Source organism: Amycolatopsis sp. NPDC043885, from assembly GCF_056435685.1.
Genome location: NZ_JBWKEA010000011.1, coordinates 149852 through 173069, shown reverse-complemented (window position 1 = coordinate 173069; position 23218 = coordinate 149852). Strand labels below are relative to the sequence as shown.

The 23218-nt window shown below is 69.7% G+C and carries 20 protein-coding genes; 11 read left to right on the top strand and 9 right to left on the bottom strand.

The window, feature by feature from the left end; translation table 11 throughout:
- Positions 1-37 precede the first annotated feature (37 nt).
- The 3 genes from AC069I_RS28300 to AC069I_RS28290 are packed head-to-tail and all read right to left on the bottom strand — an operon-like array spanning position 38 to position 5431.
- Positions 38-3079: a hypothetical protein gene (locus AC069I_RS28300; RefSeq protein ID WP_478266776.1), complete on the bottom strand. Its 3042-nt coding sequence runs from the start codon at positions 3077-3079 to the stop codon at positions 38-40.
- On the bottom strand, positions 3066-4121 hold the full coding sequence (locus AC069I_RS28295; protein WP_478266775.1) for a hypothetical protein: 1056 nt from the start codon (positions 4119-4121) through the stop codon (positions 3066-3068). The genes AC069I_RS28300 and AC069I_RS28295 overlap by 14 nt, the downstream gene beginning before the upstream one ends.
- A complete protein-coding gene (locus tag AC069I_RS28290; protein WP_478266774.1) occupies positions 4118-5431 on the bottom strand; it encodes a hypothetical protein in 1314 nt (437 codons plus the stop codon). The genes AC069I_RS28295 and AC069I_RS28290 overlap by 4 nt, the downstream gene beginning before the upstream one ends.
- Before the next feature lie 153 nt (positions 5432-5584).
- Here AC069I_RS28290 and AC069I_RS28285 point away from each other — a divergent pair, with 153 nt between their 5' ends.
- Entirely contained in the window at positions 5585-8569 is a 2985-nt protein-coding gene (locus AC069I_RS28285) for a 3-keto-alpha-glucoside-1,2-lyase-like domain-containing protein (protein ID WP_478266773.1), read from the top strand.
- 81 nt (positions 8570-8650) lie between these two features.
- On the opposite strand, the gene AC069I_RS28280 is transcribed toward AC069I_RS28285, so the two are convergent.
- From AC069I_RS28280 to AC069I_RS28270, 3 genes are all read right to left on the bottom strand, one after another.
- Positions 8651-9583, bottom strand: a complete 933-nt coding sequence (locus AC069I_RS28280; protein WP_478266772.1) for a carboxypeptidase regulatory-like domain-containing protein — start codon at positions 9581-9583, stop codon at positions 8651-8653.
- 86 nt (positions 9584-9669) lie between these two features.
- A complete protein-coding gene (locus AC069I_RS28275) occupies positions 9670-10416 on the bottom strand; it encodes an EI24 domain-containing protein (protein ID WP_478227076.1) in 747 nt (248 codons plus the stop codon).
- A gap of 28 nt (positions 10417-10444) precedes the next feature.
- Positions 10445-11788 carry an FAD-binding protein gene (locus AC069I_RS28270; protein WP_478266771.1) on the bottom strand — a complete coding sequence of 448 codons (1344 nt, stop codon included), beginning with the start codon at positions 11786-11788 and terminating at the stop codon, positions 10445-10447.
- Between the two features lie 81 nt (positions 11789-11869).
- Between AC069I_RS28270 and AC069I_RS28265 the strand changes: the two genes are divergently transcribed.
- The gene (locus AC069I_RS28265) at positions 11870-13042 is read left to right on the top strand and encodes an MFS transporter (RefSeq protein WP_478266770.1); all 1173 of its coding nucleotides are present in this window, start codon (positions 11870-11872) and stop codon (positions 13040-13042) included.
- Positions 13039-13476, top strand: a complete 438-nt coding sequence (locus AC069I_RS28260; protein ID WP_478266769.1) for a Dabb family protein — start codon at positions 13039-13041, stop codon at positions 13474-13476. Before AC069I_RS28265 ends, AC069I_RS28260 begins: the two co-directional genes overlap by 4 nt.
- Here the strand turns inward: AC069I_RS28260 and AC069I_RS28255 are convergent.
- Entirely contained in the window at positions 13456-14451 is a 996-nt protein-coding gene (locus AC069I_RS28255; protein ID WP_478266768.1) for a hypothetical protein, read from the bottom strand. The two genes, AC069I_RS28260 and AC069I_RS28255, sit on opposite strands and share 21 nt — an antisense overlap.
- 157 nt (positions 14452-14608) lie before the next feature.
- Between AC069I_RS28255 and AC069I_RS28250 the strand changes: the two genes are divergently transcribed.
- The 3 genes from AC069I_RS28250 (at position 14609) to AC069I_RS28240 (ending at position 17683) form a co-directional block, all read left to right on the top strand.
- Complete coding sequence (locus AC069I_RS28250) at positions 14609-15181, top strand: TetR/AcrR family transcriptional regulator (RefSeq protein WP_478234375.1); 573 nt, start codon at positions 14609-14611, stop codon at positions 15179-15181.
- An 8-nt stretch (positions 15182-15189) separates the two neighbouring features.
- Positions 15190-16338, top strand: coding sequence for an SGNH/GDSL hydrolase family protein (locus AC069I_RS28245; RefSeq protein ID WP_478266767.1), 1149 nt, complete (start codon positions 15190-15192; stop codon positions 16336-16338).
- Positions 16339-16588: 250 nt separating this feature from the next.
- Positions 16589-17683, top strand: a complete 1095-nt coding sequence (locus AC069I_RS28240; protein ID WP_478227069.1) for a S1 family peptidase — start codon at positions 16589-16591, stop codon at positions 17681-17683.
- 21 nt (positions 17684-17704) lie between these two features.
- Here AC069I_RS28240 and AC069I_RS28235 read toward each other — a convergent pair whose 3' ends face one another.
- On the bottom strand, positions 17705-18601 hold the full coding sequence (locus AC069I_RS28235; protein WP_478266766.1) for a LysR family transcriptional regulator: 897 nt from the start codon (positions 18599-18601) through the stop codon (positions 17705-17707).
- Positions 18602-18681: 80 nt separating this feature from the next.
- On the opposite strand from AC069I_RS28235, the gene AC069I_RS28230 reads away from it, so the two are divergent.
- Positions 18682-19089, top strand: a complete 408-nt coding sequence (locus AC069I_RS28230; protein ID WP_478234372.1) for a hypothetical protein — start codon at positions 18682-18684, stop codon at positions 19087-19089.
- The gene (locus AC069I_RS28225) at positions 19086-20654 is read left to right on the top strand and encodes a multicopper oxidase family protein (protein WP_478266765.1); all 1569 of its coding nucleotides are present in this window, start codon (positions 19086-19088) and stop codon (positions 20652-20654) included. Before AC069I_RS28230 ends, AC069I_RS28225 begins: the two co-directional genes overlap by 4 nt.
- A gap of 72 nt (positions 20655-20726) precedes the next feature.
- Here AC069I_RS28225 and AC069I_RS28220 read toward each other — a convergent pair whose 3' ends face one another.
- A complete protein-coding gene (locus tag AC069I_RS28220; RefSeq protein WP_192744723.1) occupies positions 20727-20930 on the bottom strand; it encodes a hypothetical protein in 204 nt (67 codons plus the stop codon).
- A gap of 246 nt (positions 20931-21176) precedes the next feature.
- Here AC069I_RS28220 and AC069I_RS28215 point away from each other — a divergent pair, with 246 nt between their 5' ends.
- Genes AC069I_RS28215 through AC069I_RS28205 form a run of 3 tightly spaced genes read left to right on the top strand, consistent with a single transcriptional unit; the run spans position 21177 to position 23126 of the window.
- Positions 21177-21530, top strand: a complete 354-nt coding sequence (locus AC069I_RS28215; protein ID WP_478227065.1) for a RidA family protein — start codon at positions 21177-21179, stop codon at positions 21528-21530.
- Positions 21523-22167, top strand: coding sequence for a helix-turn-helix transcriptional regulator (locus tag AC069I_RS28210; RefSeq protein WP_340682426.1), 645 nt, complete (start codon positions 21523-21525; stop codon positions 22165-22167). The genes AC069I_RS28215 and AC069I_RS28210 overlap by 8 nt, the downstream gene beginning before the upstream one ends.
- Positions 22164-23126 (top strand): pyridoxal-phosphate dependent enzyme, encoded by a 963-nt coding sequence (locus tag AC069I_RS28205; protein ID WP_478266764.1) that lies wholly within the window; start codon positions 22164-22166, stop codon positions 23124-23126. Before AC069I_RS28210 ends, AC069I_RS28205 begins: the two co-directional genes overlap by 4 nt.
- Positions 23127-23218 lie beyond the last annotated feature (92 nt).

The following is a 23218-nucleotide window of genomic DNA, read 5'->3' as shown; positions in this document are numbered from 1 at the left end:
TCGTTCGTGCTGGACACAGCTTCGGGCGGCCGTCCCGCTACCGAACCCAGGTTTTCCCGTCGTCGGTCGCGTCGAGGCAGGTCAGCGGCGCCCAGAAGACCGGTGAGGCCGCCGGTTCCGGCTTTTCGCGCCAGCGGGCGAGCCGGGACCGCTGCCAGGCGCACAGTTCGGTGACCGGATCCTCCCCGGCGAGCGCGGTGTCGACGGCGATGACGAGCTCGGACATCGGGTCCGAACCGGGCACCGCGGCCGAAGTCGGCAACGCCCAGACCGTGGCGGCGACCAGCCCCGCTCCGGCCGCGACGGCGGCGAGCAGCACACCGAACGGTTCGGCCAGACCGAAATCGCTCGCGCTGGCGCAGCCGATCAGCGCCACCCGCGCGGGCATGGTGTCCATTTCGGACAGCGCGAGGTCGGCGGCGGTGAACGGCCGGTGCGTTCCGATCGGCGCGGCGGTGCCGGGAAGATCGGCGGAACAGGACAGATGCAGCGCGGTCTGCGCGCCGTACTCGTCGCGGACCCGGCTGACGTGTCCGACGAACACCAACCGGGAACAGGGCCCCGCGAGCAGTTCGGCGAGCAGACGGCGGTCGGTGTCGGTGCGGCGGACCAGATCGAGCCCGCGGGCGGCGGCGGGAAGGACCGGCCCTTCGGCGAGCCGCTCGTCGAGATGCCGGATCAGCGGCGACGCCGGTTCTTGCTTGCCGAGCACGGAACCCAGTTCGCCGAAGGCACTCTGGCCGGGGATACGCGGGTCGAGCAGGTAGACGGGCGGACCGTCGCCGGCGGGCGGACGGCGCGGGATCGCGGCCGGGGCGAGCAGCGAGACGTCGGCGACGTCGAGCACGCGCTCGTCACTGTCGAAACAGCTGCCGATCTCGTCGATCTCGAGCACGTGGTCGGCCCGCCTGTCGGGCAGGGCGAGCAGCCCCCACGGGACACCGGCGAGGCTCGGGGACGGCTGGATCCGCAGGAGCGGGCGGGTTCCGCCGTCGGCGGCGCGCCGGAGCCGCTCGACCAGGTCCGCGGGCAGGAGGTTGAGAGCGAGGACGCGGGCCAGGCGTTGTTCGCCGTCGAAGCTGCCGAAAGCGTCTTCGCTCAGTGAGCGACGGACGGCGTCGGCCGCGCTCTCGCCTTCGCGTGGTGTGGGCGACGCGGCGTCCAAGCACTGACGAGCGGTCCCGACCAGAGCGAACTCGATCGGATGAGTGTGGACGGTGTCGAGGTCCTCGGTGGTCCGCCAGGTGAGGAAGGTGTGGCCGGCGTCGGCGTAGCGCAGGAGGAACGTCTCGCGTCCGGGCTTCGCAGACGGCCAGGTCTCGACGGTTTCGGCGACCGTGCGTGGTAGCTGATACCGCTCGGCGGCGCGGCGGAGCCACGGGTCCAGCTCCATGGGCGACGAGGGCGACCAGCGCAGCGCGGGCGGCGGGGCGAGCCGCAGCGGAAGCGACGACGTCACGGAACCCAGTGCCGCCAACGGAAGCCCTTCGGCCACCGGGCCCACTTCGAGGGTGGGCAGCGCGCCGGTGAGGTCGAGCGAGCGCCCCTCCACACCCGTGTACGCCCCGACGGCGCAGGTGCGCTCGATCAGTTCCGCCGCCAGCCTCGGCTCCTGGAGCTGCGCCAGCAGCGCCATCACCATTTCCGTCGCCGGACCGGCGACGTCGCGGGCCCAGGCCGTGCGTGCCTGCGGCGAGGTGAACTCGAACCGGTACTCCGCCGCCGCGAGCGCAAGCGGAAGCAGCAGGTCCAGCACGGCCGGGAGGTCTTCGCCGTGCGCGAAGCCGATCGTCGCCGCCACGAAATCCGTGTGCAGGCGATCCGACCAGTCCCCCGACGTCCGCGCCGACTCCCGGGCGCGGGTCACGTGTTCACTCGCCTTCGTCCAGTCGCCTTCGGCCATCGCGCAGCGGGCCAATGCCACGTCGAGGCGCCGCAGGCCCGGCACGTCGGCATTGGCCGTCCAGATCTTTCCCGCGTGCTCGAACTGTTCCCTCGCCTGCGCGACATCACCCGCGACCAGCAGCAGGGTGCCCAACGCGTGGCTCGCCTCCGCGACGTCGCCGTTCAGGCCCGCGTCCGCGAGCTCGTCGCGGGCGGCGACGATCGCGGCGACCGCTCCGGGGAGGTCGCCACCGAAGGCCCGGTCGGCCGCCAGTTCGATGCTCGCCCTGGCCGCCAAGGGACGGCCCTCGTGCTGGGCGCTCAGCCGCAGCAGATCCGCGCGCGCGTCGGCGTCTTCGCCACCCGCCTGGCGGACGCGGGCCCGCTCGGCTCGCGCCATCGCCTGCAGTGCCGCCACTTGCCCGCGGACATCGTCGATCTCCGCGATGGCATCCAGAGCCGTCAAGATGTCCTCGATCGCGGTCCGCGCGCCCGCCATGTCCCCGGCGGCGATCTGGACGCGCACGTCGAAGATCCGCAGTTCCAGCTCGTCCGCGCCGTACACGTCGAGCAGCTCTGGCGGGTACTGTCCGGGCCCCGCGTCCTTGCGCTGCGCCGCCCGTCGGCGTTGCCCGGCGATCAGCTCACGCGCCTTGACGACGTCGCCTTCCTCCGTGCTCAAGGAGATGAGCACGCGCTCGGCGACCTCCCGGGAGCCTTCGATCATCCGGAGCTCGGCGTACTGTCCGTAGTGGACGATGGCGGCGGTACTGACTTTGAACGCCTGGTGCACGGCTTCGGCGCACTGACGAGCGTTGCGAAGGTCGCCGGCGGAGTAGCAGACGGTGGCCAGGTCGCTGACCGCGGCGAGGTCCAGATCCGTCCGGTCGAGCCGCTGCGCGATCTCCCGCATCTTGCCGTACGTCCGGTGCGCACCGGCGACGTCCCGGGCGGCGGCGAGCCGCTTGGCCTTGTCCTGGAGCTTGACCGCGTCGACGAGCAGCTTCCGGTACTGGCGTTCAGACAGCGAGCACGCGGGCAGTTCGCCGTACGGCGCCGGATCGAGGCCGAAATGCCGTGCGACACAACGACAGTTGTAACCGTGCGAGGTCGCCGGCCCCAGTTCGGGCGGCAGCGGGCGGTCGGGTGAATTCCGGGGCGGTGGCATGCCGACGAGCACGTCAGAACTCCTCATCGGCGGAAGCGGCCGCCGCCCGTTCGGCGAGCGTCCTTGCCGCCGGAGGACGTGCCCGGACGAGCGCGACCACCTCGGCCCGGTCTTCCGCCGTGGTCCCGTCGACACCTTCTCCCGCGACGCCGACAACGACGGCGATCTGTCCACTATGGACACGAGCGGCGAGCCTGGTCGCGGTCTCGTCCAGCTCCGCCGTGCCGGAGAACCGCCCGGCACCCAGCTCCAGCGGCACCTCGGCGAACGGCTCGCCCGCATGACTCGCGAACGCGGTGATGGCCGCGTCGGCGAACGCGCCCGCGACGACGATTTCGAGCCTCGTGGCGGTCGCGGCGGCGACGATCCGCCAGGTCACCGCGTCCTCACCGGCGTCAAGGATCCCAGGTGGTACCCGCGCCCAGTCGACGCTCGCGCGTCCGCTCGCCAATACCCCTTCGCCGGGTGCGAGCGGATCGAGGCCCGCGGCCAGCGCGTACGCGCGTTGGCCGGGTGTCGCCGTTTCCCACCGTGCCGACATTTCCGCCGCCGTCTCGGCGCGTACGACGTCGTCCTCGTCGTCGAACCAGGCGGCGAGCCGGGTGCACAATCCGCAGACTTCTTCGGCGACCGGCGGGCCCGCCGCCAGGAGGGCGTCGTCCGCGATGGCCGCGTCGAACAGCTCGGCAGGGGAAGCTTCGAACCCGTCGAGAAGACCTTCGGCCAGGCCCTCGACGTCGGCCGTCGCGACCGCAGTCTCGAGATCCAGCAAGGCCGGATCCAGCGAGGGAATCCCGAGTGACGGACCGGCGGGCCACCAGCGACGCAGCCACAGCAGCAAAGCGAGCCTGCCGAGTTCCGGCTGGGCAGGAAGCTCGATGTGGCCCTGGCCGAGCGCGACGAGAGTCGCCTCCGCGCCCGCGAGCCGGGTCAGCCAGGGTTCCGCGGCCGCGGCGTCGGTGAGTTCGATGTGCATCGTGGAGGCCCGGCCCGCGAGAAGATCGACGAGAGCGAAGCGAATGAGGCCGCCATCGGCCGCGATGACGGGAGTATGCACCGGATGCGTCACGACACGGCCTCCAGCTCCGGCAGGCGGGCCGTGAGCGCGCGCCGCACCTTCGTCCGCAGATCCAGTGAGGTCGAACGGACCACGCCGGTGACCAGGTCGCGTACTTCGGCGGCGTCGGCGGGCTGGTCACCGCGGACGTCGAAGCCGTGCAGCCGGACCCACAGCCTGCCGAGGAAGTGCTTGGCGAACTCGTGAAGATCGCGCAGGAGTTCGGCGTCGGGCCGCGGAGTGAGCGGCGTGACGCCGGCCAGGGCTCGACGAGCGTGCAGGACGTACCCCTCCCGGGCGACTTGGGCATTGAGCCGCCGCGCGAATTCGGGAACGCCGGCGGGCGCCGCGCCGTCGAGTGGCCTCAGCGCGGGCGCGAGGACGACCCCGAGCGCGAAACACGCGGCCAGCGCGGGCAAGCCGAGCCCGAATCCGGCGGCGACCCTGGTGAGTTCGTCATCGACGAGCTCGGCGACGGGAGCCCGCTCATCCAGAGGCAGACGGCGCAGGGTCGCGCGCACCCGTCGCTCGACACTGCGTTCCAGGAGTTCGGGACCGGTTTCGTCGCTCCGGTTCAGCGGCGGGACGGTGGTGCGATCCCCGCGCTGCAGACCGAGATCCGGTACGGGCAGCCCGGAAATCGCCTGGACGACTTCGCTCAAGCCTCGGGCCCCGCCCGGCTGTCGCAGCATCAGGCCGAGAGCGTGCCCGGTGACCGAATCGGCGAGCGCTCGCCAAGCGGAGTCGGAAAGTTCGTCGACGAACGCGCCGAGTGCGGTGATGTCCTGCGGTACGGCGGATTCGGCTTGCCAGCGGCGCCGCAGTTCCGCGGTCAGCTCGGCCGAGTACCGCGGATCCGAGAGGTAGGAGGTGAGCTGATCGACGCCCACCGCGCCGCCCTCACCGTGCAGATCCCGCAACGCCGCCGCGGCCGTCTCCGCCGCGTCCGGCCCCGGCGAGCCGAAACCGGTCGCCAATTCGTACGCCAGCGGGAAACACACGTCCTGGACGTTGCCCGCGGTGATGCGCAGAGCGCGGCGCTGCCGTTTGAGGTGGGTGAACCACGCGGCCGTCGCGCGCAGCCTGTCCGCGTCGGCCAGCAGCACTTCCGTCAGCTCGGCCGCCGTGGCCGGGTCCAGCACGGGACGACCGAGCCGGGGCCGCGCGGCGGTGCGGATCACCAGCGGGTCGATGAGCTTCTTGATCGTCCGGGTCAGCGGACCGCCGTCGGCCGACGACAGGACCTCGACACCGTCGATGCGTTCCCATGCCTGAGTGAGAACGGCCGAACGCAGCCGGGGCCCGCCCGATTCCGTCGTCAATCGCCCTCCCTCCCGCAGGCCACGACTCTATCCGAGAGACCGTTCGGACTAACTTTCGTCCGTTCTGTACATACTTTCGTTGACTTCATCCGAAAGTCCTCTTAGGTTCAGCGTCGTCACAGAGGTGCTCCGCCGCCGACCCGAGGAGCAACGATGCTTCCGTCTGTCCGCAAGCGCTTCAACCGGACCATCGTCGCCTCGTTGGCGCTGGTCACGGCAGTGTCCGGGCTGGTGACAGCCCCGGCAGAAGCGGCCATCCCACCCCAGCAACCAGGTGTCACGCTCCGCACGTACGACCTGCAGCGCGAGCTCACCAAGCTCTGCTCGATCAAATCCGGCCAGACTCCCAACGTCGACAAGCTGATGCCGACGATCAACTGGACCACCACGGCCGACTTCGGGCTCAACGAGCAGTTCGTCTCCGAGGTCATCGGCAACATCAACATCGCCTCGGCCGGGCAGTACGAATTCCGGCTCACCAGCGATGACGGCTCCCGGCTCCGGATCGACGGCCAGATGGTGATCAACCACGACGGCCTGCACGGCGCGACTCCCGCGACCGGTTCGGTCCAGTTGAGCACCGGGTATCACGCACTGCGGATCGACCATTTCGACAACCTCCACGACCAGCAGGTCACCCTCGAATGGCGGCCACCGGGCGCGGCGGACTTCGCGCTCGTGCCGAATTCGGTGCTCAGCACCGACGCCGACGTCGTCCGGGTGACCTCGCCGGGGCGCAAGGAATGCGAGGGTGCCACGGATTCGCCCGGTGACGGCCTGCCGCTGAACGGCGTCCACCCGGGTTTCACGCTGACGAACCTGCGTCCCGACGGTTTCCAGCCGCAGGTCACCGGCATGGACTGGCTGCCGGACGGACGGCTCGCCATCGCCACCTGGGGCGGTTCCGACAAGACCCTCGGCGAGGTCCACTTGCTGAGCAACGTCAGCGGGAACACCGACCCGAGCAAGGTCCGCACCCAGCGCGTCGCCAGCGGGCTGAAGGAACCGATGGGCGTCAAGTACGTCGACGGCAAGCTGTACGTGTCGGAGAAGACTCGGCTCGTCGAACTGAACGACACCACCGGTGACGGTGTGACCGACGACTACCGCACCGTGGCCACGTGGCCGTTCGGTGGCAACTTCCACGAGTTCGCGTTCGGCCTGCTGTACAAGGACGGCTTCTTCTACGCCAACCTTTCCGTGTCCATCAACTACGGCGGCGCCACCACCGACCCGCAGCCCGCGCCGAACCGCGGCACCACGATCAAGGTGAACAAGGCCACCGGCCAGGTCTCCTACATCGCCGGCGGGCTGCGCACCCCGCACGGTATCGGCTGGGGACCGGAAGGCGACGTCTTCGTCACGGACAACCAGGGCGGCTGGCTGCCGGCGAACAAGCTCGTCCGGGTCAAGCAGGACCGCTTCTTCAACCACTACACCAATCCCCCGGGCCCGTTCGACTCCAAGCCCGTCACCGCTCCCGTGTTGTGGTTGCCGCACAACGAGATCGCGAACTCGCCGAGCAACATGGTCATGCTCTCGCAGGGCCCGTTCGCCGGGCAGATGGTGTACGGCGACGTGACCTACGGCGGGCTTCAGCGAGCGTTCCTGGAGAAGGTCAACGGCGAGTACCAGGGAGCCGTTTTCCGTCTCACACAAGGACTCGAGTCGGGTGTCAGCCGGATCAGCCTCGGCCCCGACGGCGCGATCTACACCGGCGGGATCGACGGCGGCGGCAACTGGGGCCAGCCCGGCAAGCTCGCCTACGGCCTCCAGAAGGTGACGCCCAACGGCACGAACGCCTTCGACATCCGCGCCATGCGGGCCGTCGCGGGCGGATTCGAACTGGAGTACACCCAGCCGCTGTCGGCCGAAACCGCGCAAAACCTCGCGGCGAAGTACCAGGCTCAGCAGTGGCGCTACCAGCCCACCCCCGCGTACGGCGGACCGAAGATCGACGAGCAGACCCTGTCCGTCACGGCCGCGAGCCTCTCGGCCGACCGCAAGAAGGTCACGTTGCAGATGGCGGGCCTGAAGGCAGGGCACGTGGTCCACGTGCGTTCGCCGCGTCCGTTCGCGGCGGAGTCCGGTGCGGCGTTGTGGAGCACCGAGGCCTGGTACACGCTCAATTCTCTGGTCGGTGGCCCTCCGGCGAGTACGACCTACGAGGCCGAGCGGGCCGCGTTGAGCGGTGGCGCCGGGACGAACACGAACCACGCCGGCTACACGGGCACCGGATTCGTCGACGGCTACTGGAACCAGGGCGCCGCCACGACGTTCACCGTGAACGCGCCGAAGTCCGGTGCCTACAACGCGGCCTTGCGCTACTCGAACGGCCCGGATCCGGCGCCGGGGACCAAATCGGTGACCGTCTACGTCAACGGGACGAAGGTGAAACAGGTCAGGCTCGCCAGTACCGGTAACTGGGACACCTGGAACACACAGCCCGAGACGCTGAACCTGAAAGCCGGGGCGAACACGATCTCCTATCGCTACGACACGGGCGACGCGGGCAACGTCAATCTCGACAGTCTCACCCTGACCGAGTCGCGGCGTATCCAGCTGTTCAAGGGCACCGATCTGAACGCGTGGGAGAAACGCGCGGGCGGCGCGGCGACCTGGCCGGTCTCGGGCGGCGCGATGGAGTCGTACGGCGGGGACATCCGCACGAAACAGCAGTTCGGTGATTTCCGACTGCATGTCGAGTGGAACGAGCCGAACTACCCGCCGGAGGTCACCGGGCAGGCCAGGGGCAACAGCGGCGTCTACCTCCAGGAACGCTACGAACTGCAGGTGCTCGAATCCTTCGGGGACACCACGCTCGCCGACAACGAAGCGGGCGCGATCTACTCGAAGAAGGCACCCGACCGGAACATGGCGACGGCTCCCGGAACCTGGCAGACCTACGACGTCACCTTCCGTGCCGCGCGGTTCGACGGTGCCGGGAACAAGACCGACAACGCCCGGGTGACCGTGGTCTGGAACGGCGTCGTGGTCCACAACGACGTGGCGATCGACGGCGGGACGGGCGACAGCATCCCGGAGAGCGCGGCACCGGGCGCCATCCGGCTGCAGGACCACGGGGATCCCGGGGAGAACCCGCGGTTCCGCAACATCTGGATCGAGCCCATCGGCTGAGTCATGCCGGTCCGGCGTGGTCCGTGAAGGCCTCCTTCCTTACCCTCACGGTAGGGAAGGAGGCCTTCACGAACTTGAGGCTCAGCGGCGGCAGGGACCGAGGTCCACACCGCCGGTGGTCTGCCCGGCGGTGACCGGAATCGGTGTGGCGGAGGCGAAATCGGCCGCGTCCCGGTACCAGCATTCGGCGTCGACGTAGTACTTGATCTTGACGTTCTGCGCGGCGAGGCCGTTGACGGTGTACTGCCCGTCCGAGTCCGGCGTGGCCCAGTCGAGGATGTCCCCGGTGCGCGCGCTGTAGCTGTAGACGTACCCGAGGGTGGGCTTGCCGTCCGCGCCGGCGCATTTGCGCAGCTGCGGCGGATGCCCTTGTTCGACTTGCGAGCACGCTCCCGCGATGGGCGCGCCGGTCTTCTCGTCCGTCGCGACCACCCGGAGCTTCCCGTACGGTGCGATCGCCTCGTCGACGACGGCGACTTGGTCATCGGCGACGACGAAGGTCTCCGCCTCCGGGAAGCTCGCCTTCTGCCGGATCCATTGCGAGCGATCGCCGTAGGTGATCACCATCGTGTAGGTGTCCGCCTTCACGTCGCCGAACGAGTACGTGCCGTCCGCCGCGGTGAGGACCGTCGACCACCACCGCTGGTTCTGGTCGGTGAAGCTCACCGACGCCCCCGCGGCGGGCTTTCCCTGGTCGGTGATCCGGCCGCGGACGGTGGCCGCGCCCTGCGGCAAGCCGAAATCCAGTGCGTGCGGCAGGCCAAGTACGTCCGCGGCGAGCGCGCTTCCCTTGTTGTGCGACCAAAGCTCGGCATATCCGGCGGCGGTCGCGCGTGCCTTGTAGCTTCCTTCAGGTCGAGATCGAACAGCGTCACGCACGCTCCGGCGATCGGCTCTCCGGAGTCCGCGGCTTTTGACCACCCCGGACACGATCCCTTCGGCGACGACGGCCGGACCGGTCGTCAGCAGGGCCGCGATCGGTATGGCGGTGGCCAGGAACAGTGCTCTCTTCATCGGAAGCTCCCCTCAGTGTCCGCCAACGATGGCGCCGAGGGGCTGCTGTGTCTGCGTCATCTGACACAGACACGGCCCGGGGAGGCTCAGGAGGCCTCCGCCGCGAGGACCTCACGGGCGACGAGCACACCGCCGACGAACCCCACCGGCATCACGATCAGCGCGGCGAACGGGATCAGGCACAGCAGCGACACAGGAAGCCCCAGCCCGAGGGCGAGCGCGCGGTGCCGGCGCAGCAGCGGCCGGCGCTGCTTCAAGCCCATCCCCCGCCGGTAGAACGGCACGGCGATCAGTTCCAGCGCCAGGAACCACGCCGTCACCAAGGCCAGCAGGACCGGCACGACCGTCTGCCCCACCACCGGGATGAAGCCCGCGATCAGCAGCGGGATCGTGAACAGCAGCGAGCGGAGCACGAGAGCGATGCCGTCTTTCAGGCCCAGCACCAGCAACCGCCACCCCGAGAGGTCCACCGCGCCGGGCACGCCACCGAGGTCGTCCTCGACCTTCTCCGCGATGTGTTCGTAGAACGGCCCGCCGACGGCGAGGGTGATCGCCGTGAACCCGATCATGGCGATGGCCAGCGCCACCCCGAACACCGCGACACCGGCCGCCACCCGGATCGTCGTCTGCCAGCCCGGCGACCAGTCGTCGGCGAACGGGGTGAGCAGCAACGAGAGATCATCGATCCAGAAAGCCAGCGCGACGACACCGCCGATCAGCAACAGCGTGGTCAGCAACGCGGGCAGCGCGCCGATCAGCAGCAGTCTCGGCGACCGCAGAAGGATGCCCAGGCCTTGCCCGAACATCCGGAAACCCTTGAAGAAATCCCGCATCGGACATTTCTACCAGTGTCCGCGGACCTCAGGGCACCCGCAGGCACTGTCCGGGGTTGAGCAGATTCCCCGGCGCGTACCGGGCCTTGGCGTCGGCGAGTTTCGGCCAGGCGCCGCCGAAATGCGCGCGCCAGTCCTCTGTGGACATCGGCAGCGCGTTCGACGGATAGACCTTCCCGCCCAGCTCGCGTGCCTTCCGGTAGAGGTCCACATTGAGCTCCAGCAAGCGGGCGTTGTGCAGCGGATCGCGGGGCGAACCGACGCGCAGCGGCGAGAACAGCCAGGAGATCTCCCCCGGCGGCACGGTGAACAGCGGAGTCTTCAACCGGTCGTTCCGCACCGGGTAGAGCAGGACCAGTCCCGTGGCACCCAGTTCGGGTTCGCCGGTGGTGGCGAGGGTTTCGGCGACGAACCGCTCGACCGTGTCGTCCGTGAGGAAGACGTTCAGCCACGGATGCGGATGGAACCAGCTTCCTTCCGCCCGCAGGGCGGCCTCCCCGTCGGCCATCCGGTTCAGGAAGTCGAAATACCCCGTGTCCTCGTCTTCGGACTCGCCGAAACCGAGCGAGTCCAGCAACGCGTCCTCGTCCGGCCCGGCGGGCGGCGAGTAGTAGGCCACCGCCTCCAGCATGTATCGCCAACCGTCGCCGACGGGGATCAGCTGGCCCTCCACATAGTCGAAACGACCGTCACGGACAACCGCGCGCTGGTCCGCCAAGAACGCCGGGAGCGAGTCGTAGTAGAGCTTCCATCGCCGGGCCCGCGCCGGGGCCGGGGTCAGGCGCAGGGTCGCGCGGGTGATCACCGCGCATTGCCCCAGGCCGCCGAGGACCGCGTCGAACAGGTCCTCGCCGCTCTCGCGTGAGCAGGTGAGCACCTCTCCGGCGCCGGTGACGACCTCCAGTTCCACCACGCCGTCGGTCTGTGTGCCGTGGTGGTGGGTGGCGCCGCCGATCCCGCCGACCACCAGGGTGCCGGCGACGGTCAGCTCGAGATAGTCGGTGAGTACCGGAGGTGCCAGCCCGTGCGGCAAGGTCGCCTCCAGCACTTCCCGCCAGCGGGCGCCCGCGTCCACCGACACCAGATCACCGGTGACCACCCTGTGCGACGGCAGCGAAGTCATGTCCAGCAGGATCCCGCCCTCGACCTGTCCCTGCCCGTACGGCGAATGCCCCGCTCCGCGGGCGGCGACCGGCAGGCCCCGCGCGGCGGCGAACCTGAGCACGATCGCCACGTCGGTCACCGAGTCGGGCCTCACGACCAGCCCGGGCCTGGTGTGGATCAGGTTGCCCCAGTCCCTCCCCGCCACGGACAGCGCGGCTTCTCCGGTGAGGATCGCTCCGGCGATGGCGGGCAGGATCTCGTCGGTCATGCTCGCACGCTACCGAGAACGGGCGGACATAGGCGATTTTCACCGACGCGAACCCCGCCGTCGCGCTGCGAGATTGGGGGCGTGACGAACACATTGGCGCCGACGCGGCGAGCCCGCGGCACCGTGCTGGCCGCGGCACCGCTGACCATCATGGCCGCGGCGATCATCGCGCCCAGCCTGCCCGCGATGCGGGAGGTCTTCTCCGGTACCCCCGGCTCCGGCCTTCTCGTGCGGTTGACGCTGACCGTGACCTCCCTCGCGATCGCGATCAGCGCGCCCCTGTCCGGGATCGTCGCCGACCGCGCCGGACGCCGCCCCCTGCTCTTGGCCGGCCTCGGGCTCTACGCGATCTCCGGGACGGCCGGATTCTTCGTGAACGACCTCTACCTGCTGCTGATCACCCGGGCGGGGCTCGGCTTGGCCGTCGGCGGGATCATGACCGCGGTCAGCACCCTGATCATCGACTGGTACTCCGGCGAGCGCCGTGCCTCGTTCCTCGCGTTGCAGCAGGCTTTCGCGAGTCTCGGCGGTGTCGTCTTCCTGCCGCTGGCGGGGGTGCTGGCCACAGTCAGCTGGCAAGCGCCGTTCTGGATCTATTCGGTCTCGGCGATCGTGGCGATCTTCGCGATCACATCCCTGCGCGAACCGGTCCGGAGCAGTCCCGCGGTCAGTGAGCGCGAGCGGACCCGGCTGCCCGCGCGCATCATCGGCGTCTACGTCCTCGCGTTGGTGGCGACACTGGTCTTCTACATGGCGCCGACTCAGTTGCCCTTCCTGCTGGAAGGGTTCGGCAGCGGCCCCGCCGTCGTCGGGGCCGTGGTCGCCGGGAGCACGTTGACCAGCGTCGCCGGTGCACTGGCGTTCCCCCGCCTGCGTGAGCGCCTGAGCCCCACGGCGATCACCACGGTGAGCGTCGCGCTCATGGGCGCGGGCTGGCTGGTGATCGGCACGGCGGGCACCGTCGCCCAGGTCGTGGCCGGACTGCTCGTCGGAGGGTTCGGCGTCGGTTTCGTCGTCCCGAACCTCAACCTGCGCCTGGCCGAGTTCGCCCATCCCGCGCACCGCGGCCGCGTGCTCAGCGGCCTGGTCGCCGCGATCTTCCTCGGGCAGTTCCTGTCCCCCATCGTCGTCCAGCCACTCGTCCAGGGCATCGGCATCGCCGGCGCGTTCACCTGGACCGGTGTCGCCCTGGGCGCCGGAGCGGCACTCGCCGCTCTCCTCCCGAACCGGAACAACGGAAAGGAAACACGATGATCTACCACGGCAACCGTTTCACCCTGCGCCCCGACGCCTCCCCGGAGCAGGTCGAAGAAGCTCTGGAAAGCCTCCGCAACCAAGGCCGGGTCATCCCGTCGGTGAAGTCCTTCGTCGTCGGCCGCGATTTCGGCGGTGACTACGAATGGGGCGCCGTCTTCGCGATCGAAGACCTCGACGGGTACTGGGAGTACCTCATGCACCCGGCGCACCGGAACACCGACCGGGTCGGGCTGCCGCTGGTCGACAGGTTCGCGTCCTTCGACATCACCGACGAACCGGATCCGGAGATGGGCGCGAAGATCGCCGAACTGCACCAGCGTCGCTACGACAACGACGCCGAGCTGACCGCGCTGATCTCCGATCTCGGCGAATACTCCGGCAGCGCCGCGCCGGGAAAGCACGGACCGGCTTCAGCCACCGTCCGCGAGTGAGCCGCTGCCGTCGGGGCCGGTCACGATCACCCGGGTGCTGACGGCGGTGCCGAACGGGACGGTCGTGACCTGCCACGTCTGCGGTTCCCCGACTTCGATGGTCGCCTTCGCCCGCCGCACCAGGGCAGGGACGCGGTCGACCTCCAGCGCGCGGAGGTCGAACCGCGGCACCTGGGCGCCCGTCGGCGCGAAGACCACGGTCAGCCGCCGGTCCTCGACGACAACGGTGATCACCTGCGAAACGTCCGCGGCCTGCGCCAATGAGTCGATCGCCCGGCGCAACTCCCCTTCGCCCAGCAGGGATCTGTCGACGTCGACGGTCGCGGATCCCGAGGAGGACGTGGTCACACTGGACTGGGTCTCTTCGGTCCGGGCAGGCGTTTCCGGCGCGAACAGCTCCGCGCCGAACAGGAACAGCACGAGCGCCGCGCCGAGCAGGAACCCGAGGACGGCGAGCGCGGCGAACCCGCAGCCCTCCGTCGGTTCCTGCGCCAGGCTGGACTCCGGAGCGGATTCGATCGTGGCTTCGGCCGCGCGGCGTTCCCACGACGGCGGCGGCCGGTCCACTACCTCCGCCTTCCACGGCCGGTCCGGCGGGTACCGGACGACGAGGACGTCGCCCGTCCGGTAGTTCGGGATGTCGACCAGGTTGATGCCGTGGGTGATCTTCACCCGGAACGTGGCCAGGCCGTCGGGGGCGACGGTGAGGGCGAGGTCGACCGGGATGTCCCCCGTCTCGGTGCCCCCGGCACGAAGGCTTTCGATCTTGGCGAGCGCGACCACCGGAACGATCTTCGCCTCACGGGCGCGTCGCGGTGCCCCGGCGAGGTAGAGCAGGATCCCGTAGACGATCGGCAGTCCGACGCCCGTGATGATCAGCGGAACGTACTCGATGACGACGCCGGCGATGAAGGCGCACAAGGTCGTCCCGCTGATGATCCCGGTCAGGAACCCGCGGACGAGGGTGAGCGGCATGGACACTCCAGAGTTCGGTTCGCGGGCAGCCGGTCGCCGAGGGCGGGATGGCGCCTCGGCCGGTCCACCCTTTGCCGAGCCCGGCGCTACCGAACCCAGGTTTCGTCTCCTAATCCTATTAGGCAAATCCCAAATGGACTATGGTAGAGTGGCAGCCATGGCCCGAGCTGGATTGACGACGGAACGGGTGATCCGGGCGGGCGCGGAGCTGGCCGACGAGATCGGTTTCGAGCACGTGACCCCGACCGAGCTCGCGAAACGGTGCGGCGTCAAGACGGCGAGCCTGTATTCGCACGTACGGAACGCCCACGAACTGAAGACCGAGATCGCCCTGCTGGCCTTGGCCGAACTCGCCGATCTCGCCGTTACCGCGGTGGCGGGACTGGCGGGCAAGGAGGCGCTGGTCGCGTTGGCGAACGTCCACCGCGACTACGCCCTCGAACACCCGGGCCGGTTCACCGCCGCGAGGTTCCGGCTCGCACCGGACAAGGCGGCCACCAGCGCCGGCGTCCGCCACGCCGAATTGACGCGGGCGATCCTGCGCGGCTACGACCTCGCCGAACCGCATCGGACGCACGCGGTCCGGTTGCTGGGCAGTGTGTTCAGCGGTTTCGTCGGCCTGGAGGCCGCCGGAGGTTTCAGCCACAGCACCCCCGGCTCGCAGGAGAGCTGGACCGAGATCCTCGACGCGCTCGACGTCCTGCTGCGCGCCTGGCCCCGAACGAAATGAACGGAAGAATGCTCACCACCCCGATCACCGCCGGCCTCGTCCGCGGCGCGCTCGACCTCGAATCCACCGAGCGCGGCGTGCTCCCCCACCGGCTGCCCGCGCGGGCGCGGCAGCAGATCCCCGACGGCCAGCTGACCATGGCGGAGTCGCAACCGTCCGGCGTGCGGCTGGTCTTCCGCACCACGGCGTCCCTCGTCGAACTCGACGTCCTGGCCACCAAACGGGTCTTCACCGGCACACCGCCCCGGCCCGACGGCGTCTACGAACTGTTCGTCGACGGCAGGCTCTCGAGGCAGGCGAGCGTGGCCGACGGCGACACGATCAGCGTCGACCTGGCCACCGGTGCCGCGCGGCACGAGCCCGGCCCCGTGCGAACCCTGCGGTTCGACGACCTGCCCGGTCACGAGAAGACCGTCGAAATCTGGCTGCCGCACAACGAAACGACCCGGCTGGTCGCCCTGCGCACCGACTCGTCCGTCCACAGTGTACAGTCGAGCGGTCGCCGGACCTGGCTGCACCACGGCAGTTCCATCAGTCACGGTTCCAACGCGACGACCCCGACCGGGACGTGGCCCGCCACGGCCGCGGCCCTCGCCGGGGTGGACCTGGTCAACCTGGGCTTCAGCGGCAGCGCGCTGCTCGACCCGTTCACCGCCCGCGCGATGCGGGACACGGCCGCCGACATCATCAGCGTCAAGATCGGCATCAACGTCGTCAACGCCGACCTGATGCGGTTGCGCGCGTTCGGCCCGGCGGTGCACGGTTTCCTTGACACCATCAGGGAAGGCCATCCCACCACGCCGTTGCTGGTCGTCTCGCCGATCCACTGCCCGATCCACGAACACACGCCGGGGCCAGGCGAGTTCGACCCGGACGCCCTGCGTGAGGGGAAAGTGCGGTTCAGGGCCGCCGGCGATCCCGCGGAGACCGCATCGGGAAAGCTGACGCTCACCGTGATCCGCGAAGAACTCGCCCGTATCGTCAAGGAACGGAGCGCGGCCGATCCGAACCTGCGGTACCTCGACGGCCTCGAACTGTACGGCGAGGCGGACCACGCCGAGCTGCCGCTGCCCGACGCCCTCCACCCGGACGCGGCCACGCACCGGCTCATCGGGGAGCGCTTCGCCCGCCTGGCCTTCGACGCCGCACTCACGTGAGATCCGTTCCTGATCACGCGAGTCACGTACCCACCGTTTGCTGTGCGCGTATCCGTCGGTAGACCGAACGGCGGGTACCTATTTTTCTTCCTGTCCAACGAAAGTCGGTATCCGCCACCGGTGCGGCGGATCACCATGATCGGCACCGGATCACCGGCGCCGGGTCGCCTTGGCCGTGCCCGGCTACCCACTGTGTCCAGTGCGGCCACCCCTCGCGCTGGATGTCCCCTCGCGAAAGTGAGTCACCGGTATGCGCACAAACCCCTTAGCCCGTACCGCCACGACACTGGTGGCCGCGGCCGCGGTCGCCGGCTTCCTCGCCCCGTCCACGGCCACCGCCACCACCATCGCGGGCTACTCCCCCACGGTGCAGCACGAGGCGGTGACGTCCCTCGCCGCCGAAGCCGGGATCAGCCAGGCCGCCGCCGTCGAATTCCTCCGGACGCAGACGGCGAGCGTCGAGAAGCTGCAGAAGGTCACCGCTTCGCTCGGCTCCCGCGCCGCCGACGGATACCTCGACGACGCCGCAAAGCCGGTCGTGAACGTCCTCGACCAGGCCGCCGCGGACCAGGTGACGGCAACCGGGGCGCAGGCCCGGGTGGTCAAGCACTCCAGCGCCGCGCTGGCGGGGGCACAGAACGCCCTGCAGGCGTTGCCATCGGTCGCGCACACGTCGATCGGCCTCGACCCGAAGGCCAACCAGGTCGTCTTGACCATCTCCGACGCGGCCAAGGGCACCGAAGCCCTCGTGAAGGCCGCCGAAGCACTCGGCGACCGCGTCCGCGTGGAGCGGACCACTGGCGAAATGCACACCGCGATCTACAACGGTGAGGCCATCACCGGCGGCGGCACCCGGTGCTCGGTCGGGTTCAACACCAACCGCGGCGGCCAGAACTACATCCTCGACGCCGGTCACTGCACCCGCGCGGTGTCGCAGTGGAACGTCGGACCGTCGCAGGGCGCCAGCTTCCCGACCAACGACTACGGCCTGATCCGCAACACCACCGGCAGCGCACCCGGCGCCGTCACCCTGTGGAACGGCTCCACCCAGCGGATCGCCTCCGCCGGTACCGCCACCGTCGGGCAGCGGATCAGCAAGAGCGGCAGCACCACCCGCCTCACCTCGGGTTCGGTGCAGCGGCTGAACGTCACGGTGAACTACGCCGAAGGCTCGGTGCACCAGCTGATCCAGACCAACGCGCTGGCCAACCCCGGCGACTCGGGCGGCTGCCTCTTCTCCGGCAGCGTCGGCCTCGGCATCACCTCCGGCAAGGGCAGTGGCACTTCGTACTACCAGCCGATCGGCGAGGCACTGAGCGCCTACAGCGTCACGCTCAACCCGTAAGGGCGCCCCACCGGGCCCCGGTCACCTCGACCGGGGCTCGGCCCGCGCACGGAAGTGGCCGACCAGGTGATCGCGAAACCGTTGGGCGGCAACGGAAAGGTACGTGTCCTCGCGCCACGCGACGCTGAGCACGCGGCGGCAGTCGGGATCGTCGACGTCCAGCCAGACCACCGCCGAGCCGGTGACGGCGCGCAACCCCAGGGAAGGCACCAGCGCGATACCGAGCCCCGCGTCGACGAGCTGGAAGAGCACCGCGGCTTCGTCTCCCTCGCAGACGACGTGCAGGTCGAGCCCGGCCTTTGCGAACAGACGATCGACGAGCCCGCGTTGCCAGTAACCGGGCCGCGTGGTGAGGAACGGCTCGCCCTCGAGATCCGCCAGGCCGACACGGCCGCGCTCGGCGAGCCGGTGCCCGGAAGGAACGCAGAGCATCACCGCCTCGTCGAGGAGCACACGGCTGCGGATGTCGTTGCCGGTCAAGGGTTGCGACGTGACGCAGAGGTCGACGTCGCCGGCTCTCAGTTTGTCCGCCATCCCCTCCGCCGATGCCTGGGAAAGCCGCAAGTCCACCAGCGGATGATGGGGGACGAAGGCGCGAAGCGGTTCGGTGAGGACCAGGAGGCTTTCGGCTGCGACGGCGACGGTGCCACGTTCCAGCCCGGCGGCGTCGTCGAGTTCCTGACGGGCGTCGTCGAGTTCGGCCAGCGCCCGGTCGACGCGGCGGAGGAACGCGGTCCCGAACCGGTTGAGCCGGATCCGGCGGCCGTGCCGGTCGAACAGCGGTACGCCGAGGTCGTTCTCGAGCCTGGCCAAGGTCCGGCTGAGCGAGGGTTGCGCGACACGCAGCTTTTCGGCGGCCCGGCCGACGTGTTCGAGCCGGGCGACCGTCTGGAAGTACCGGAGTGCCAGAAGATCCACTGCTGATACCTCGCCTGTTATGAACAGATAACCGATCTTGTCTTGGACAGCATAAGGCGTCGGCTTCTACGTTCGATCACGTGAGTGAAACCCTGACCAGCCCGAGCCGGACGGCGAACGGGACGCTGGTGGTGAACCGGGTACTGGTGAGCGCCCACGCCGTCGCGATCATCGGCCAGCCGGTGTTCGCCGGCGGCTATCTCGGCGGCGACTACGACATGCTCTGGCTGCACCGCTGGGGCGCCGACGCCGTGTCGTACCTGGCGTACGCGCAGATCCTGGCGGCGCTCGTCCTGTGGCTGGTCCGCGGACCGCGCTGGCTGTTCTGGATCAGCCTGCTGCTCGCGCTGGGCGAGACCGGACAGTATCTCGCCGGGATGAAGGGCGCGCTCGACCTGCACATCCCGCTCGGCGTCGCCCTCGTCACCGCGACGGTGCTGACGACCATCGCCGTCTGGCGGCCGCAGACCTGGCGGGTGGACCGATGAGCAGGCGGCTGCCCCGCAGGACCTTCTTCGGGCTCGCCGGCGGGGCCGGTGTCCTCGTCGCGGCGGGGGTCGCGGCTCCCCGCCTGCTCGCGCGGGGCGCTCCGGGGACCGGCGAGTTGCTGCGCAGCGGACTCCCGTTGCCGGAGCCGTTCCGGGTACCGCTGCCGATCCCGCCGGTCCTGCGTCCGCAAAGGACCGCCGAGGCCGATCACTACACGATCACCCAGCGGGCGGCGGCGGCCGAGATCCTCCCCGGCGTCCGGACGCCGATCTGGGGCTACGACGGAATCTTACCCGGTCCGACGATCGAGTCGCGGCGGGACCGGACGGTGGTGGCTCAGCACCGCAACGAACTTCCCGTGCCGACCGTGGTCCACCTGCACGGCGGGCACACCCCCGCCGACTCCGACGGCTACCCGACCGATCTCGTCCTGCCGCGGTCCGGTTGGAGCACCGCGCACACGGGGCACACCATGGCCGACGCCCGTGCCCGGATCTCGAACGGGGAACGCGACTACGTCTTCCCGCTGCGGCAACGGGCCGCGACACTGTGGTACCACGACCATCGCATGGACTTCACCGGTCCGGCCGTGTACCGGGGCCTGGCCGGCTTCCATCTGGTCCGCGACGACGAGGAAGACTCACTGGGACTCCCGTCCGGGGACCGTGAACTGCCGCTGATGATCGCCGACCGGTCTTTCGACGAGCACGGGGCCTTCGCCTATCCCTCGCTCGACCGGTCGCTGCGGACCACACCAGGCGTCGAAAGTGCTTATGTGGAAGGCGTTTTCGGTGATGTCATCCTGGTCAACGGCGCGCCGTGGCCGGTACACGAGGTGGCGGCCGTCAAGTACCGCCTGCGCCTGCTCAACGGCTCCAACGCCCGGCGCTACGACCTGGCGCTGGACCCGTCGCCGCCCGGCGGGGGCGGTTTCGTGCAGATCGGCGCCGACCAAGGCCTCCTGGACGCGCCGCGCGTACACGACCATCTCCCCATCGCGCCTGCGGAACGGTACGACGTCGTCGTCGACTTCGGCCGGTATCCGGCCGGCACCGAGGTCACCCTCGTGAACCGGCTCGGCACCGGTTCGACCGCCCAGGTCATGCGATTCGTCGTCGCGCGCCGCGCCGCGGACGACAGCCGCGTTCCGGCGAAACTCGGCGAAATCCCGCCGCTCACTCGCGAACAGGCCACGACCACGCGGGACTTCTCGTTCCGGGCAGGCACCGTCCACGGCCGCGCGGGCTGGGTGATCGGCGGGGAACCGTTCTCACCGGACGTGATGTCGGCGAGCCCGCGCCTAGGCGACACGGAGATCTGGCGGTTCGTCGCCGACATCCACCATCCCGTGCATCTGCACCTGGTGGGCTTCCGGATCCTTTCGCGGGGCGGGCGTCCGCCGGGGCCGTTCGACGGCGGCATCAAGGACACCGTGGACCTGGCCCCCGGCGAGTCGGTCGAGGTCATCGCGCGGTTCGACGGCTATCGCGGCCGTTATGTCTTCCATTGCCACAACGCCGAACACGAGGACATGGCGATGATGGCGAACTTCGAGGTGGTCTGAGCGATGTCAGGAAAGGGGCGTTCAGGACGAAAAACGTCCTGAACGCCCCTTTCCTGACGACTCGGGCCCGGCTCAGCCCACGCCGAGCAGGGCCGCGAGCGCCTCGACCAACGACGCGGACAGGCCGGCGATGGTGCTGTCGAGGTACTCGGCGATCGGCGTGAGTTCCGCCGCTGACGCCGAGCCGCCGAAGACGGCGAGCATCGGAACCGCCAGCAGGCCGGCCGCCAGGCCCCGCTTCGTCCAGCGGCGGGTGGTGCTCTGGGTGTCGCGCATGGTGTGCATCCTCTCGGCTGTGGCTGTGCGGACAGGGACCGCACGCCGAGGAGGCTGCCTTGATCATCGAAGGCCGAACAAGGCGGTTCACCGCCATTTGACGATCATGAAACAGCGGTCGCTCGTCCGAGTGAAGCCCGTTAACCCGAGCGACTACCCGCGAGTAACACCCCGTTCACCACGTGAGCGGTATGTCACTTCCTATTTCGGTTGGACTTTCCGTCCAGCGCTTATACAGTCAGTCTCGTGACCAACGAGCATCCGTACCCTCCGGCCTTCCGCAGCGGCGACCTGGTTTCCGTGTCCGGGCGGCTCGGCGTGAGCGAGGCCGGCGCACTGGTGCCCGGCGGATTCGGCGCCGAATGCCCGCAGGCCTTCGCCAACCTCGACGCCGCGCTGCGTTCGGTGGGCGCGACGAGGGCCGACGTGGTGAAGGTCGTCGTCTACCTGACCGACATCGCCGACCGCGACGGCCTCAACCGGGTCTACGAAGAGTTCTTCGCCGAGCCCCGGCCCGCCCGGACCTGTGTGGGAGTGGCGTCGCTGCCCTATGGCGGCGTCGTCGAGGTCGAAGCCCTGGCCCGAGTACGCGATGTCTGAGCAGGACGCGATCCTCGACGCGCTCGCCCCGGTCGCCGACGGCATCGCGGCGACACTCGGCTCGTTCTGCGAGGTCGTGGTGCACGACTTCCGCCGTCCGGAGAAGTCGGTGGTCGCGATCGCCGGCTCGGTCACCGACCGCACCGTGGGCGGCTCGATGAGCGAGATCGGCATGGGCCTGCTCGCCCGCGGCGACGACGCCGAAGACCAGCTGAACTACGTCACTCGGACGGCGTCCGGGAAGCTCGTGAAGTCGTCGACCATGCTGCTGCGCGACAGCGGCGGCTCGGTGTTCGGCGCCTTGTGCGTGAACCTCGACGTCACCGCGCTGGGCCAGCTGCGGACCCTGGTCGGCGAACTCGCCGACGTCGGCACCGCCGCGGAAACGCCGACCACCACCTTCGGCGACGACGTCGACGCGGTGGTGGACGCGATCGTCGACGAGCACCAGCTCCGGCTGAACAAACCTTGGACCGCGCTCAGCCGCGAAGAACGCCTCGACCTGTTCCGCAGCCTGCACGCGCGCGGCGTCTTCGCCGTGCGGCGGGCCGTGCCCCAGGTCGCGGCCCGGATCGGGATCTCCCGCGCCTCCGCTTACAACTATCTCGCCGAAATCCGTGATCAAGGAGCATCATGACCGCCCCCATGACCATCGACGACATCCGCGACGCCGCCGCCCGTCTGGCCGGTGTCGCGCACCGGACGCCGGTCGTGCGTTCCCGGACCCTCGACGACCTCGTCGGCGCCGAGGTCTTCATCAAGTGCGAAAACCTCCAGCGCGTCGGGGCTTTCAAGTTCCGTGGCGCGTACAACGCCGCTTCGCGACTGTCGCCGGAACAGCTGGCCAAGGGCATCGCCGCCTACTCGTCGGGGAACCACGCCCAAGCCGTCGCGCTCGCCGCGCGGGAACTCGGGAGCAGCGCGGTCATCCTGATCCCGGAGGACACCCCGCAGTCCAAAAAGGACGCCACCGCCGGCTACGGCGCCGAGATCGTCACCTACGACCGGTACACCGGCGACCGCGTCGCGATCGGTGAGGCACTGGCGGCCGACCGCGGTCTCGCGCTCATCCCGCCCTACGAGCACCCGCACGTGATCGCCGGGCAGGGCACCGCGGCGCTGGAACTGCTGGAGGACACCGAATCACTGGACACGCTCGTCGTCCCGGTCGGCGGCGGTGGCCTGATCGCGGGCAGCTCGACCGCCGCGAAGGCCGTGCGGCCCGGTATCCGGGTCGTCGGTGTCGAACCCGCCGAGGGCGACGACACCAAACGCTCGCTGGAGGCCGGGGAACGCGTGTCGATTCCCGTGCCGCGGACCATCGCCGACGGCCAGGCGGCCTCCATTCCCGGCGAACTGACCTTCTCGATCAACCGGCGGCTCGTCGACGACATCGCGCTGGTCACCGACGACCAGGTCCGGGACGCGATGCGGTTCGCGTTCGAACGGCTGAAGCTCGTCATCGAGCCGAGCGGGGCGACCGGGCTCGCGGCGCTGCTCAGCGGCCAGGTGCCCGCTTCGGGCAGGGTCGGGGTGATCGTCAGCGGCGGGAACGTGAGCCCGGAACGCTTCGCCGAACTGATCGCGGCCGGGTAGCGCTGGTGCGGTGCGGGGTGTCGCGAAAGCACGCCGTGGCCGGCACCGCCGAGTAACCCCTCGTGAGTGGTAAGGACGGTTAGAACCGTCCT

Excerpts from the sequence above, each read along its gene's own strand:
- AC069I_RS28300 (WP_478266776.1), bottom strand. The coding sequence starts at position 3,079 with ATGAGGAGTTCTGACGTGCTCGTCGGCATGCCACCGCCCCGGAATTCA.
- AC069I_RS28285 (WP_478266773.1), top strand. The coding sequence starts at position 5,585 with ATGCTTCCGTCTGTCCGCAAGCGCTTCAACCGGACCATCGTCGCCTCG.
- AC069I_RS28280 (WP_478266772.1), bottom strand. The coding sequence starts at position 9,583 with ATGAAGAGAGCACTGTTCCTGGCCACCGCCATACCGATCGCGGCCCTG.
- AC069I_RS28275 (WP_478227076.1), bottom strand. The coding sequence starts at position 10,416 with ATGCGGGATTTCTTCAAGGGTTTCCGGATGTTCGGGCAAGGCCTGGGC.
- AC069I_RS28270 (WP_478266771.1), bottom strand. The coding sequence starts at position 11,788 with ATGACCGACGAGATCCTGCCCGCCATCGCCGGAGCGATCCTCACCGGA.
- AC069I_RS28260 (WP_478266769.1), top strand. The coding sequence starts at position 13,039 with ATGATCTACCACGGCAACCGTTTCACCCTGCGCCCCGACGCCTCCCCG.
- AC069I_RS28255 (WP_478266768.1), bottom strand. The coding sequence starts at position 14,451 with ATGCCGCTCACCCTCGTCCGCGGGTTCCTGACCGGGATCATCAGCGGG.
- AC069I_RS28250 (WP_478234375.1), top strand. The coding sequence starts at position 14,609 with ATGGCCCGAGCTGGATTGACGACGGAACGGGTGATCCGGGCGGGCGCG.
- AC069I_RS28245 (WP_478266767.1), top strand. The coding sequence starts at position 15,190 with ATGCTCACCACCCCGATCACCGCCGGCCTCGTCCGCGGCGCGCTCGAC.
- AC069I_RS28240 (WP_478227069.1), top strand. The coding sequence starts at position 16,589 with ATGCGCACAAACCCCTTAGCCCGTACCGCCACGACACTGGTGGCCGCG.
- AC069I_RS28225 (WP_478266765.1), top strand. The coding sequence starts at position 19,086 with ATGAGCAGGCGGCTGCCCCGCAGGACCTTCTTCGGGCTCGCCGGCGGG.
- AC069I_RS28220 (WP_192744723.1), bottom strand. The coding sequence starts at position 20,930 with ATGCGCGACACCCAGAGCACCACCCGCCGCTGGACGAAGCGGGGCCTG.
- AC069I_RS28210 (WP_340682426.1), top strand. The coding sequence starts at position 21,523 with ATGTCTGAGCAGGACGCGATCCTCGACGCGCTCGCCCCGGTCGCCGAC.
- AC069I_RS28205 (WP_478266764.1), top strand. The coding sequence starts at position 22,164 with ATGACCGCCCCCATGACCATCGACGACATCCGCGACGCCGCCGCCCGT.